Genomic DNA, 14,066 nt, shown 5'->3' with positions numbered 1-14,066 from the left:
TTACGGATACTAAACTACTATATTCTCCTATCTATAGGGTAAATCAACTTACTCATTTCCAGATCTCAACTTTATTAACACAGTTTGTGGAATTTTTTGAATATTCTTAAAACCGATAATGCTATCTTAAATGCTATTTGATTAATTGTAAATATTTTTTAGTTAAAGGAGTGTCAATCTATTCAGTGTTAATACGGTGAAATTACTTTATGAAGTATTAATATTTTTACAGAGTATGAGCACCATAATTCCGCTTTTTACAATAAACTTCTGATGAAAACAGATATCATTAATTTTATACAAATCGATTTTCCTTATGAATGGTTTGTCTGATTTACTATCTATTCTATTGTAAAGGAGTTTTGATTATGGCCAGTATTACTGATAAAGGAAAAAAAATCACTCATCCCCTTGAGCCCCTAACTGTTGAAGAGATCGCACTTGCAACTGCGACCTTAAAAAAGGAGAAAGACCTGAATAACTCTTACCGTTTTGTCAGTGTGACATTACATGAGCCACCCAAAGCTATAGTCTTAAATTATAAAGAGGATGACCCAATCGAGAGACAAGCGTTTTTAGTATTGCTCGATAATGCAGAGGCCAAAACTTATGAAGCCATCGTTTCCTTAAACAATGAAAAGGTGAAGTCCTGGCGGTTCATACCAAATGTACAACCTGCCATCATGCTTGATGAATTTATAGAATGTGAAAAGGCAGTAAAAGAGAATCCTGAAATGCAAGCTGCCTTCATCAAAAGAGGGATTACAAACTTTGACTTAGTTATGGCTGATCCATGGTCAGTGGGGAACTTTGGATTTGTGGAAGAAAACGGCGTGCGGCTAGCACGTACGCTTTGCTGGTACAAAGCTTCTGATAACGATAATGGTTATGCTCGTCCTATCTCGGGTCTCTATGCATTTGTTAATTTAGATACTATGCAAGTAGTCAAAGTCGTTGACAAAGAAGTAATCCCATTCCCTCCACTCGATGGAAATTATAGGGCTGACCAACTAGGGGAACTAAGAAAAACTATAAAACCTTTAGACATAATTCAGCAAGAAGGTCCAAGTTTTGATATTAATGGACATGAAATTAGCTGGGAAAAGTGGAAGATCCGTTTTGGATTCACCCCAAGGGAGGGTCTGGTATTACATACGGTTACCTATAACGATGGGGGAACACACCGTTCGATACTATACCGGGCTTCTTTATCCGAGATGGTCGTACCTTATGGAGATCCCGATGAACCCCTTAGTCGAAACAATGCATTTGATGTAGGCGAATATGGAGTTGGAATGCTAGCAAACTCTTTGGAGTTAGGCTGCGATTGTCTTGGTGAAATCAAATATTTTGATGTCGCATTGGCTGACAGTCGTGGAAATCCCGTTAAAATTCCTAATGCAATTTGTCTGCATGAAGAGGATTTCGGTATTCTTTGGAAACATACTGATTGGAGAACAAACCATGTGGAAGTCCGGCGTTCTCGACGTTTAGTATTATCAAGTATATCGACAGTAGGAAATTATGAATACGGGTTCTTTTGGTATTTTTACCAAGATGGAAATATCGAATACGAAGTAAAGCTAACCGGTATCGTCCATACACAAGCGTTAAAGCCTGGTGTTACAGCAAAATATGGAAATCTTGTTGCTCCGCAGCTATATGCAGCGCATCATCAGCATTTCTTTAATCTCAGGTTAGATATGATGGTGGATGGATTGGATAATTCAGTGTGTGAAGTAGATACGGTACGTTGTGATAGTCCTTATGGTAATGCATTTACTGCAGTATCTACCGAGTTCAAAACCGAAGCAGAAGCAAAGAGAAAAATGGACCTTGAAAAGGCTCGTTACTGGAAAATTATTAACAAATCAAAAAAGAACATCGTGGATGACCCGGTCGGATATAAATTATTCCCTGGAGAAAATTGTTTGCCCTTTGCGGATGAAAATTCTAGCCTTTTAAAACGTGCCGCATTCATTAAAAATCATTTATGGGTAACACCTTTTAATGAAAATGAAAAATTTGCTGCAGGAGACTATCCTAATCAACATCCAGGAGGAGACGGTCTAGAAAAGTGGACGAAAGAAAATCGTACAATAAACAACACAGATATAGTTGTGTGGTACACCATGGGACATCATCACATCACTCGTCCAGAGGACTGGCCGGTTATGCCGACTGCTTATATGGGCTTTTCGTTAAAACCCGTGGGGTTCTTCGATCGAAACCCTGCACTTGATGTTTCCCCATCTAAACCAAAGAAAGATAGACACTGTAGTCACCATTAAGCGCTTAGTCGGCATATTGTATACAATCCCTACTTTCTTATAAAAATAAGGAGTGATCAAATTGTTACTAATCGCCAACTTGGCAGTAATAGCCTTACTGACGATTTGTTGCATCTTGTTTATTTTTAGAATACGACAGCAGTTAAACACTTCAATCATTCACACACATATTATTATCATGGTATTAAGCGTCGTAATCACTCTTACGATAGGTTCGATTTTAGGTCTTATCTACGGCCATGATCTTGTTTCTTCTACGGTTATTTCTACTATCCTGGGTATGGCTATTGGGCTCATTCTAGGCCAGGCTTTCAATTTTTATGTCGTGCTAAGTGGAATGGTTGAAGGAATTATGGGAGGCATGATGGGGGCAATGATCGGAATGATGTTGCATCACTCCGCAAATTGGGCGTTCTTTCTTTTCTTAATCAATGCTATTTATATCATTATCATTTCACTCTCTATAATTACGATTAATCGTGATTCCATTAAACCGAATCATAATAGGTTATTAAATAGCACCAACGTGAAAAAAAGCATAATTTAATTTCATACAACAGTTGTTTATGGGGAAACTTCTGCAAGGCTCCCCTCTTATCAAACCATAAGAGCACTATGAATACACAGAGTTTTACCTTTATTTCACAACTTCATCTAAGGGTGCATTCATGAGTCAAGTGTTATATGGGCACTCCGTTTGGGCCAATCCCAAATCTGCATTCCATAAAGCCGATGCGCTGGCAAGAGCAAAGGCGTCCAAATCTTATTTTGGACGCCTTCTTTATATAGTGCAAATCAGTTATTAAATCGAAAACTGTTCATTAGGCAGGTCAGTAATAAACATATATCCCGGGGCATGTGTGATCATGATCTCAGGCTTGACATGCATGGCAACCGCCTGTGGAGTAACACCGCAAGCCCAGAATACCGGGACCTCACCCTCTTTAATTGTTACGCTGTCACCGAAATCCGGAGTGTGAATATCTTTTATTCCAATATTGGCGGGGTTCCCGATATGCACGGGTGCCCCATGGACAGAAGGGAAACGGCTTGTTACCTGGACCGATCTGATGGCGTCTTTTTCAGACATTGGCCGCATGCTGACCACCATAGGGCCTTCAAACCGTCCAGCTTTTACACATTGGATATTTGTCTTATACATAGGTACATTGCGATTCTCCTCAATATGCCTGATCGGAATTCCATTTTTCAGCAGGGCCTCTTCGAATGTAAAGCTGCAACCAATTAGGAAGCCAACCATATTTTCATCCCAAAGATTCGTTACATCCGTCTTTTCTTCAACTAACTTACCATGACGGTAAACCCGGTACTTTGGAATATCGGTTCGGACGTCTGCGTTAGGGGCGGCCACAGATGGAATCGCTGAACCAGGTTCTATTACATCTATGATAGGGCACGGCTTAGGATTACGCTGGCAGAAGAGAAGAAACTCAAAGGCTAAATCTTTTGGCAGCACAGCTAAATTAGCCTGGATATACCCATGTGCGAGACCAGATGTAGGTTTCAACCATCCGTTTTTGCGAATCATTTCCCGAGCCTTGTAAGGGCTCATTACTGTAATAGATGTCATGTGCATACTCCCCCATATACTATTTAAATCATTGTGAAAACCCTTTATCAAAGAACTACCGCCTATATGCGTCATCGCAATCACTATAATAATACCAAAAATCTTTATCCACAAGCGATGTTTATAATCCGTCGATGATTTTTTGTTATATATTCGGCGACCAGCATTACACCTAATACACGGGATATTACTAAATAAATACTGAGGGCTAACCAAAAAGCTGTCAACCTTTTGTTTAGCCCTTTTTGATTCTCTTTTAATCGATTTCGCATGTAATGTACAAAGCGTTTCCACTATTTAGCGATATCCCACCTAACCTTATAACTGCCTTTGTGGCTCCCTTCAACTTTTAATTAATAGGTGCCATCCTTGTTTATTTTAACCGTGGAACTGGGGCGTTTCTTAGGATTTTCCACCTTCTATAATTCATTGTTTTCCTCATCGATTAAAGCAATCGTTAAATGTCCACTTACTGTTGTTACTTCAACACTTAATGTTAGTTCATCTTCGTTTTCGAGCGTCAATGTAGTAAATTTAACTTACCTTAAACTTTGAGTAAGACATCTCAGTGCTATGATCCGAATTCTTTTCAACAGACATCACAGTTGTGAAACTGCCACCCGAGCAGCCTGATAAAAATATTATCATGATCAGAAATGCGATTAGGCATTGCAAGTTTTTAGCTTCATCTACACACCTCCTCGGGTAAAGAATTGTACTTAAAGTTTGTGGGTCCCGCCAATAGATGTGACAGTTTTATTAGTTTATACCAAAACCCACTCACAAAAAAGCCTACTTACAAGGACATTAAAATTCACTTTTTGGCTGACTGTTTCAATAATTTACTGAAGAATAACACAAACTAATGTTTAGTTCGTTGTGAAGGAGAGATAAAAATGCAATTTTTTCATATATTTATCGAGCTTGTCGTTGGCTATATCGCGCTTTTTCTGATCACAAAATTACTGGGGAAAACGCAGATCACCCAAATTACAACTTTTGATTTTATTTCTGCGCTCGTACTGGGAGAATTAGTTGGAAATGCGTTTTACGATGAAAAAATAGGTCTAATAGAAATTTTATTTGCGATCGCGATATGGGGCATGCTTATCTTCGGAACAGAAATACTTACACAAAAAAAGAAGGGTGTCCGGGGTTTGCTGGAAGGGAATCCGTCGATTGTCGTCCGAAAAGGGCAGATAGATTATAACCAATTGCGCAAAAACCACCTGGATATTAACCAGCTTCAGCATTTACTCCGAAAAAAAGACACTTTCACGATTAGGGAATGTGAGTATGCGATCTTGGAGACAGATGGCTCAATCAGTGTATTAAAAAAGCCTCCCTTTCAGACGCCTACTACCCAGGATTTAAAGCTGCCTTTACATGAAGTTCACTTACCGGTCACTTTGATATTGGATGGCGAGATTGTCTATGATAATTTGCAGAGTATTGGTTGGAATGAAAAAGATTTGGAAGCGGAAATTGAAAAAGCTGGTGTCCTCTCTGCTAAAGAAGTCTTATACGCAGAATGGCTGAAAGGAAAACCTCTACATATCCAAACATATAAATCCAGTCCTTAAAGAGATTTTCCTTCACCATGCTTAAACGATTTTATTAAAGTTTCGCCCTTTTCCAGAAAGTTCTGCGTATGTTTTGTCAATGAATTCTTCATTGCGTTTCACTTTGGGGACCGGAGTGAAACGGGTATCGCCCATTTGCCGTTGTGTCACCGCGCTATTTTCGTGGGTTTGATAAGCTTTACCCAGTTTATTAATTCTTTCAACAGGAGTCAGTATGAAAGGGTCATAATGTACTCCAATCTCCCTTTCTGCGTACTGAGCGTACTGATAATTCGTGATCGGCAAAATATAACCCATCGTTCACACCTCTTTACACATATCATTATATTTCCCTCTACCCTTTATTGAATATGATTAAACCTGTTGCTAAAGAAACTTTTGTATAGCTGCTTGTTTTGGTATGATTATGGTTGTGGAATTTTTAGTTACTAAATGAGGGATTACCATTGCAGACCGCTGTTTATCAAGGAAAACCATTACATCTAAAAACAGAAAGCTTGGAAAACTTCCAAAAATTATACGATAAGGGCAAAAAGGGCGAACTAACTTGCCCAACATGCGGCGAAACGGTTCGTTTCCATTTCAGCATTGAAAACGAGCCCAGTTTTAGGCATACGAACATGTACAAACAAGACTGCCCGGAGTCGCCAACGATCGCCGAGGCTTTAACCGATTATAAAACGCCTGAATATATAGACAAAAACGGGTTTCGGATTCCTAAAGCCCGCCAGATTCAAACTGTTGCCGTAAGCCGATCCACCTATAAGCCAATTAAAAGGATCGCGTCTTCCTCACCTTTTTTACGATCACAGCCTGGTCAGCCATTGGAAACGAAAGGGTACTTTCACCAGCTTCAGCAATCGGGGATTGGTCTCGATCTTAACCAAATGGAAGCGGCAGCCCATACTGATGGAGCACTTCTCGTCCTTGCCGGTGCTGGAAGCGGAAAGACAAGGGTGTTGACGGCAAGGACAGCATATCTCATCAACGAAAAAAATATTGACCCGAAAAACATTATGCTCGTAACATTTACAGCGAAAGCAGCGGCAGAAATGAAAACCAGGCTATCGCGCTATCCGGCGACCGGCCCGGACAAAACACGTCAGCTCGTCGCAGGTACCTTTCATAGTATTTTTTATCGGATCCTTTCTTTCCATGACCCAGCAAGCTGGTCTTCGGAAAAACTGTTGAAACAGACGTGGCGTAAGGAGCAAATAGTAAAAGAAGCGGGCAAAGCGCTTGGTCTTGATGATAAGGAGTTTGCCTTTGATCTTGCTCTTCAGCAAATCAGCTACTGGAAAAACTCTCTGCTTTCGCCTTCACAGGTTAAACCTGATACAGAATGGGAAGAAAAGACTGTTTTCCTTTTCAACGCTTATGAAAAAAGTAAGCAATCGCAAAGCCTGTTTGATTTTGATGACATGCTCGTTGGATGCTATCACCTATTCCTCGACTCTCCAGATATATTGGGAATGTACCAAAATCGCTTTCAATATTTTTTAATTGATGAGTTTCAAGATATAAACAAAGTGCAGTACGAATTAATAAAGCTGCTTTCCGCCAGCACAAAAAATGTCTGTGCAGTAGGCGACGACGATCAATCCATATACGCTTTCAGGGGAAGCAATCCTGCCTATCTGCTTGAGTTTGAGAAGGATTTTCCCGATGCAAAAATCGTCGTTCTTTCAGAAAACTATCGTTCCAATCATGAAATTGTCTCGACCGCCAACCGGGTCATTTCCGAGAATAAACAGCGAAGACCAAAGGAAATGAAGGCGCAATTTTGTGAGAATCATTCCCCGGTTCTGTTTTATCCATTTGATGAAGAACAGGAAGCAACGATGATTGTCACTGATATACAGGAAAAAATAGCTGCGGGGGCCGATCCAGGTGACTTTGCGATTTTATTCCGGACCCATACCGCAAGCCGGGCGGTTTTTGAGCGGCTCGCCCACTCTAGTCTTCCGTTTAAAGTTGACAATGAGGCAGAGTCTTTTTATGATCGGTTTATTATTAAGGGTATGCTTGCCTTTTTAAAACTAAGCTTAAATGAGGATGACCAGTCTGCGCTTCAGCCAATACTGCCTGCTTTATTTATGAAACAGGCCGTGATCCGCGATGTAAAAGCAAACAGTATCCTGAATGACTGCTCACTGCTCGAAGCCCTGTCTCGCGTTAAAACGGGCTTTGCTTTCCAGGAACGAAAGCTTAAAAAGCTTGTACCGGTTGTCAGGTCATTATCCGCTTTGTCTCCGTTGACCGCGATCGAAACGGTCGAAAAAGAACTTGGCTATCAAGAATTTGTCAAGAAACGCGGGAATGAAGGCAATAGCACCGAAAAAGGATCAGATGATCTTAGAGATTTGAAGGTTGCTGCGAGAAATTTTACAAATATACGTGAATTTATTGAGCATGCTGAGCATATGACGGCGATGATGAAAGAAGTGAAAGCCATTGGCCGCCAACTGGAAAAAGCCATTACATTGAGTACAATCCATAAAGCAAAAGGACTTGAATACGATACGGTATACCTCCTCGGGGCTGTAGATGGCAGCATACCACATGACCATGCTCTTGAAGCTTTCCGTATTGGAAACTCCGGGCCGCTTGAGGAAGAAAGACGGCTGCTTTACGTTGCGATCACAAGGGCAAAGGACCAGCTGTACATCTCGGTTCCAGAACAAAGACGCGGAAAAATAGCACAGCAAACGAGATTCCTAACACCCCTTTTACGCAATAGAAAATGATCTCCTTTACTGATCGCATTGTTTTTATACACAAAAAAAGGACTTGCCGAAGTCCTTTTCTTTCATTATGATGCACATTTATTTTTTATTGATCATTTTTGAAATCGTATTTAAATCAAGCTGTTGTCCATCTTTCACAATTGAGCTGACAAGCTTATCTTCCATCTCTTTCGTTACAGGCTTATTGGCAATCTGCGACACTTTTCTAATGACGCCCCTGACCGTTTGCTCATCTTTGAAGTTTGCATGTTGCAGCGAATTTGCCAAGTCGAAAATATCCTTCATATTGACGCCGGTCTTTTTTTCAACATTCTTAAAGAAACCATTTTCCATGCTAGTACACCACGCCTCCTTTAGATACTACTTTATCTTATGAACGAAGGCGAAAAAGGTGAAATGGAGATCAGGGTTACCCCCTGCCTGCAGAAAAAGGGGCCGCCTCTTAAGAGACAGCCTTTGCAGTAAAATATATTTATCGCCATTGTTAATTATAGAAGCTGGCACCAACAACAATTAACAAAATAAACAGTACGACGATTAATACAAACGCGGAGCCGCCGGCGTATCCACCACCGCCGTATCCGTATCCGCCATAGCCACAACAGCCATAACCGAAGCCCATGTTCGTCACCTCACTTTAATATATTCATTCATATCATATGTAGGCAACATCAAAATGTTTGGGCGAGCTCAGGGCGAAGGCAAAATCATCGTTCTATATTAGAAAAAATGGTTTGCTGCTGCCCATAAATCATTTAACATCTGTACAAAATCGAGCAATATGATTCGCGGATGGCTTAGCCCTTGGGCTTAAATAGAAGGGCGCCGATAAAGCCAAAAACAACGGCGGCTGATATTCCTGAACTTGTTATTTCAAACATCCCGGTCAACACACCGACAAGGCCGTGCTGCTTAGCCTCCTGCAAGGCTCCATCAACTAAGGAATTCCCGAAGCTCGTGATCGGTATGGATGCTCCAGCTCCTGCAAAGTCCATTAGCGGTTCATATACTCCAAACCCACCCAAAATGGCTCCAATAACAACAAATAAGCTTAATGTATGGGAAGGTGTCAATCTGGCGACATCAAACAGCAGCTGGCCGACTACACAAATCAGGCCGCCCACCACAAACGCCCAAAAAAACATGGAAAGCATTCTTCTTTTCCTCCTTTATCCGTTCATTTCAATGGAAACGGCATGGGCTATGCATGGAATCGTTTCCTTTTGTTGATACGAGAGCGGTGACAGCAAAGCGCCTGTTGCAATCGCAAGAACCCTTTTGTACCGTCCCTGCTTCATTTGCTTTAGCAGATGCCCATACAGTACGGTTGCCGAGCAGCCGGCACCGCTTGCTCCTGACTGGACTGGCTGATCGTCCTTGTAAATCATCAACCCGCAATCCTGAAATTGGTTGCTATCGATTTTCAACCCATCTTTCTTCAATAGTTCCATAGTTGTTTCCCGGCCAATTTTACCGAGGTCACCGGTTACGATTAAATCATAATGTGACGGCTCAAGCTGCAAGTCTTTAAAATGGGCTGAAATCGTATCTGCGGCCGCCGGTGCCATCGCGCCACCCATATTAAAAGGATCGGAAAGCCCCATATCAATGACCTTGCCGATCGTTGCCGTTGTCGTTACTGGCAGCGATTCTTTCGAATCGTTGTTCTCCTTAATCAGGGCGACACCTGCGCCGGTCACCGTCCATTGGGCAGTCGGCGGCTTTTGGCTCCCATATTCAGTCGGATAGCGAAACTGCTTTTCCACCGCGGCGTTATGGCTTGACGCTCCGGTCAGGATATATTTTGCTCCTCGATAATTGATGATAAAGGAGGCTAAAGCAAGGCCTTCCATCGATGTCGAGCAGGCACCAAACAGGCCGAAATAAGGAATCTTGGCTGTTCGTGCCGCAAAGCTTGATGGCGTAAGCTGATTGACCAAATCACCCGTAAGTAAAAACTGAATATCATCTCTTTTGACCTTGCCTTTTTGCATAGCCGTTTCGATTGCCTCTTCAAGCAGCAAACTATGAGCTTTTTCATACGAGTCCTTTCCCATCCATAAATCATCGTGAAGGATATCAAAATCATCTGCCAGGTTTCCATTGGCTTCGAATGGGCCGCCGGTCACCCCTGATGCGGTTATGATCGGGCGATTTTTAAATACCCAGGACTGTTTTCCCCTTAGCAATTATAAAACCCCCCACATTTTTAATAATGTTTTGATTAAGGCAACAACAAAAGCTGCAAAGACCCCAAACAGAACAACAGATCCCGCTAGTTTAAACAGATTTCCCCCAACACCAAGAACAAATCCTTCGGTGCGATGCTCTATTGCAGCTGAAATGACAGCATTGCCAAAGCCTGTTACAGGCACTGCACTGCCCGCACCTGAGAACTGGCCAATTCGATCGTAAACACCGAATCCTGTCAGAAGCATTGTTATAAATATCATCGTGGCAACAGTGGGGTTGCTTGCCGTTTGTTCGGTAAAATCAAAATAATAAATATAGAAATAAGTAATCGCTTGTCCAATTAAACAAATCAGGCCCCCGACCAAGAAGGCCCTTAGGCAATTTTTCAAGAGCGGGCGCTTTGTTTCATGCTTCTGTTCGAGCTGCTGGTATTGCTTTTGCTGCGGGGTTTTTTTGGGCTTATTCCCCATTGTGATTGGCTCCTTCCTATGTCATTTCTTTTTGAAGGCTGATAATCGATTTCAACCTTTTTTCTGCCTTTTTATCCGAGAAATCTGGTTTTTGCATGTCTTCTTGCAGCTGGACAGCTTCAAGGAAAATTTTATAATCACTCGATACTGTAAAATTCTCATCGGGAAATTCTTTTTCAAGCCGCTTTGTAATGTTTTTTTCAATGTCCTTCATCCCGAACCGTTCTAAATGCCTGACTTTATACGCAACAAGAACATCCTTCTTCCCTTTTATGACTGCGACATCGTAAATTTCATCAAAAGCCATAACCTCCTCTTTCACCTTCTGAGCAATGATGATATCTTTCTGTTTATCGCTAATCGGAACAGGAGCTGGATTTGTCGCTCTAATAAGGGACATTTGATTGCCCTTTCCTTCATCTGCTTCTTGACAGCCTGCTAAAATAATGGTTAACAAAAGGAGAAGCTGGCAAATAAAAAATGATTTTGACCATTTACTTTTCATATTTTTCCCTTCCTATGTAAGAAATGTGTGTTTCACTCTAATTTATTGTTTGCACTGAGGCCGATTTTATTACATTAAAAATACTTTTTGTAAGAAAAAAATAACCGGGATAATTTCGGCAACTTATTCGGCCCGTTTCATCAATCTCATTTTCATCGAATTTTTGTATGCTCAGTTTTCGAAAAAAAATCCAATAAAAAAGACTGTCTCATCTATCGAGACAGTCTTTTTATTTTCTATTTGTGTTTTTTCTTTTTAAGCAGCCACAATCCTTCTTTATTCTCTTAGGTTCCTGTTTTACGCGAGTTATTCGCGAAGCTTGTTTGCCTGATTTTTTTTGCAAAGTGTCAGCCTCCTTGTCTGAGATTCATAATATAATATGAAAGCTTGACAAGATTGGTACGGCTAGCTGCCCAATGCTTTACTGATAAAAACTTCGATTACCGAACCTATAGCAGCGACTGCCAGAACAAAAATCACAGGCACACCAAACACTGGAACAAGAAAATATATAGCAGTTAACAATAAACTGGACCAAACACCCGTGCACCAAAAACAGCTAAGCAGTTCTCCAATCCAGCTTTTTATTCCCTTACCCTTTGGAACTAAGTAGATTTCTTTGTTCCCATCCGGATCTTCTTCTATTTGTTCTTCAAAAAAAGGAGCCCTTATGAATTCAGTTATTTTGTCAAAAACAATTAGCCTTGTTAAACGAAACGAAGCAATCCCGATGATTACTATCAACCATAAATCAAGGTTCAATTCAATCACCAACCTATTTAAATGTTAAGCAGGCATATGATAAGTAAAAATAAAAGCTTATCGCCAGCTCTATAATAAGGCTTCACCAGTTTTAGCAGGAAGCGAGGATTTCCGCTATTCAAAAATTATGATGTCAGTAATGTCATCTATATTAAACTTTTTCTGATGTCTGCCAATTTTCACTTTCACAAAATTTCCTTTTTTGCTGATTACCTGAAATTTGATTGGCTGCCCATCTATAATCGCTTCACACACTGGTGTTTCTATACCATTCCAATAACGCGCCAAATGAGCGATCTTTACTCTGATTTTCTGTCTTTTCATCTCGTCTATCCCATGAATTGAAGCTGTGGACGTTGTTGTCCCCACCTCATTTTGATGGTAGGAGCCTAAAGAGTTTTCTTGTTCGCCCGAAGCGACTTCATGCGGCATTTCCACCGTTGCATCTGTCTGAATGTTGTTGTCATTGTTTACCGCCTTTTCACCTATTTCGACATCTTTATCCAGATGCCCTAATAAATCAGCCTCTGTTTCAACAGTCAGTTTTTCACCAAGCATTTGCTTCAGCTTTGATTTTACTTCGTCCTTTGAAGCCTTATTTATCTGTTTGTTTTTTTGCGCCAGCCCAGCTTTTTCATAATCGTCTTCCTCCGTTAATTCCACCTCGATTTGCTGAAACTCGGGAAATTGCTGATCATTTTTCGTATAAAAAATATTTTGCATATGGTTGTTCGCCGGTTCATGTTTATATAATAAAGGTTTAAAAGGTGGCTGCTCATCTTCCGCCAAAAGTCTCCCTCCCACACAATCAATTATTTCTTCATTTATTTGTATGCAGCAAATATCGCTGTTGCTATATCAGTGGAAGTTTTCAAACTATTTGAGGGTGTTTGCAGAGGCAAATAATCATGTGACTGGATTGTGATCTGAGAGGGACAACTCTTTAGATTGAACTATAAAAAAATGCCCGCTTCACACCAGAAGCGGACATTTTCTTACTTAAGCAATAATATGGTAACCCGAATCAACATGAATATTTTCCCCGGTAATTCCGCGCGACATGTTGCTGAATAAAAACACTGCGGTATCGCCAACCTCTTCCTGGGTCGTCATCCTCCTAAGCGGGGCTTTCTCCTCGATTTCTTTAAGAATGGAATTAAAATCACTGACTCCTTTTGCGGATAGAGTGCGGATTGGACCGGCCGAAATCGAATTCACACGAATTCCCAGCTTCCCTAAATCATTAGCCAAATATTTCACACTTGCATCCAGAGAAGCTTTTGCAACGCCCATAACATTGTAGTTCGGCATAACCTTTTCTCCGCCCAAGTAGGTTAACGTGACAATGCTTCCGCCTTCTGTCATTAAATCTTTGGCTTCCTTAGCCACTGCTGTTAACGAATAGGAGCTGATGTTGTGAGCAAGCAGAAACCCTTCTCTTGTCGTGTTCAAATACTCTCCCTGAAGCTCTTCCTTATTCGCAAAAGCAATACAGTGGGCGATTCCATGGATCACCCCGGTTTGCTGCTTAATTTCCGCGAAGCATTTTCTTACTTCTTCGTCATTGGTGACATCGCATGGAATGATCAGTGAATTTGCACCGTCAAGCGTTTCCGCAAGATCACGGACGCTTTTTTCCAATCTCTCTCCTGCATATGTAAAAACCAGGCTGGCTCCTGCTTCATGAAGTGAGCGGGCAATCCCCCAGGCGATACTGCGTTTATTGGCAACTCCCATAACAACATAAGTTTTTCCAGCCAATGATAAGCCCATTCTAAAATCCTCCTATTAATACAAGTTATTAATACCTAGTACTAATTCTAATACATTTTGAAAAAAATGAAAAGAAACATTGCACTATGGTTTGAGTCAAGCATTTGTTGGCGGAATTTATTTCCACCTAAAACGTGTAAGCGGATTCATG

15 protein-coding genes are annotated in these 14,066 nt (G+C 41.0%); 4 read left to right on the top strand and 11 right to left on the bottom strand.

Annotated features, from left to right (window positions below; translation table 11 throughout):
- The first annotated feature begins 368 nt into the window (after positions 1–368).
- Both CVD23_RS18700 and CVD23_RS18695 read left to right on the top strand, forming a co-directional pair.
- Positions 369–2,291 carry a primary-amine oxidase gene (locus tag CVD23_RS18700; protein WP_101577781.1) on the top strand — a complete coding sequence of 641 codons (1,923 nt, stop codon included), beginning with the start codon at positions 369–371 and terminating at the stop codon, positions 2,289–2,291.
- Between the two features lie 61 nt (positions 2,292–2,352).
- Positions 2,353–2,838 (top strand): hypothetical protein, encoded by a 486-nt coding sequence (locus CVD23_RS18695; protein ID WP_101666820.1) that lies wholly within the window; start codon positions 2,353–2,355, stop codon positions 2,836–2,838.
- Between the two features lie 255 nt (positions 2,839–3,093).
- On the opposite strand, the gene CVD23_RS18690 is transcribed toward CVD23_RS18695, so the two are convergent.
- Positions 3,094–3,882 carry a putative hydro-lyase gene (locus CVD23_RS18690; protein WP_101577779.1) on the bottom strand — a complete coding sequence of 263 codons (789 nt, stop codon included), beginning with the start codon at positions 3,880–3,882 and terminating at the stop codon, positions 3,094–3,096.
- An 896-nt stretch (positions 3,883–4,778) separates the two neighbouring features.
- Between CVD23_RS18690 and CVD23_RS18685 the strand changes: the two genes are divergently transcribed.
- On the top strand, positions 4,779–5,465 hold the full coding sequence (locus tag CVD23_RS18685) for a DUF421 domain-containing protein (RefSeq protein WP_101577778.1): 687 nt from the start codon (positions 4,779–4,781) through the stop codon (positions 5,463–5,465).
- Between the two features lie 21 nt (positions 5,466–5,486).
- Here the strand turns inward: CVD23_RS18685 and CVD23_RS18680 are convergent, their stop codons facing one another.
- Positions 5,487–5,762 (bottom strand): hypothetical protein, encoded by a 276-nt coding sequence (locus tag CVD23_RS18680; protein ID WP_101577777.1) that lies wholly within the window; start codon positions 5,760–5,762, stop codon positions 5,487–5,489.
- Positions 5,763–5,911: 149 nt separating this feature from the next.
- On the opposite strand from CVD23_RS18680, the gene CVD23_RS18675 reads away from it, so the two are divergent.
- Positions 5,912–8,212 (top strand): UvrD-helicase domain-containing protein, encoded by a 2,301-nt coding sequence (locus tag CVD23_RS18675; RefSeq protein WP_101666819.1) that lies wholly within the window; start codon positions 5,912–5,914, stop codon positions 8,210–8,212.
- Between the two features lie 78 nt (positions 8,213–8,290).
- Here the strand turns inward: CVD23_RS18675 and CVD23_RS18670 are convergent, their stop codons facing one another.
- The 9 genes from CVD23_RS18670 to fabI all read right to left on the bottom strand — a co-directional run bounded on the left by CVD23_RS18670 (position 8,291) and on the right by fabI (position 13,915).
- Positions 8,291–8,545: a stage VI sporulation protein F gene (locus CVD23_RS18670; protein ID WP_101577775.1), complete on the bottom strand. Its 255-nt coding sequence runs from the start codon at positions 8,543–8,545 to the stop codon at positions 8,291–8,293.
- Positions 8,546–8,696: 151 nt separating this feature from the next.
- Entirely contained in the window at positions 8,697–8,834 is a 138-nt protein-coding gene (locus tag CVD23_RS18665; protein ID WP_101577774.1) for a YjcZ family sporulation protein, read from the bottom strand.
- A 175-nt stretch (positions 8,835–9,009) separates the two neighbouring features.
- Positions 9,010–9,366, bottom strand: a complete 357-nt coding sequence (spoVAE, locus tag CVD23_RS18660; RefSeq protein WP_101577773.1) for a stage V sporulation protein AE — start codon at positions 9,364–9,366, stop codon at positions 9,010–9,012.
- A gap of 15 nt (positions 9,367–9,381) precedes the next feature.
- Positions 9,382–10,401, bottom strand: a complete 1,020-nt coding sequence (spoVAD, locus tag CVD23_RS18655) for a stage V sporulation protein AD (RefSeq protein WP_101577772.1) — start codon at positions 10,399–10,401, stop codon at positions 9,382–9,384.
- A complete protein-coding gene (gene spoVAC, locus CVD23_RS18650; RefSeq protein WP_101577771.1) occupies positions 10,402–10,875 on the bottom strand; it encodes a stage V sporulation protein AC in 474 nt (157 codons plus the stop codon).
- A 16-nt stretch (positions 10,876–10,891) separates the two neighbouring features.
- On the bottom strand, positions 10,892–11,380 hold the full coding sequence (locus CVD23_RS18645) for a YhcN/YlaJ family sporulation lipoprotein (RefSeq protein ID WP_101666818.1): 489 nt from the start codon (positions 11,378–11,380) through the stop codon (positions 10,892–10,894).
- 405 nt (positions 11,381–11,785) lie between these two features.
- Positions 11,786–12,151, bottom strand: a complete 366-nt coding sequence (locus CVD23_RS18640) for a DUF1360 domain-containing protein (protein WP_373270865.1) — start codon at positions 12,149–12,151, stop codon at positions 11,786–11,788.
- 105 nt (positions 12,152–12,256) lie between these two features.
- Entirely contained in the window at positions 12,257–12,931 is a 675-nt protein-coding gene (locus CVD23_RS18635) for a hypothetical protein (protein WP_101577768.1), read from the bottom strand.
- Between the two features lie 210 nt (positions 12,932–13,141).
- Positions 13,142–13,915, bottom strand: a complete 774-nt coding sequence (fabI, locus tag CVD23_RS18630) for an enoyl-ACP reductase FabI (RefSeq protein WP_101577767.1) — start codon at positions 13,913–13,915, stop codon at positions 13,142–13,144.
- Positions 13,916–14,066: the final 151 nt, after the last annotated feature.

The organism is Bacillus sp. V33-4 (assembly GCF_002860225.1).
Lineage (GTDB): Bacteria > Bacillota > Bacilli > Bacillales > Cytobacillaceae > Bacillus_BJ > Bacillus_BJ canaveralius.
Note: the sequence above shows the minus strand (reverse complement) of the source record. Positions and strands in the feature narration are given on the sequence as shown.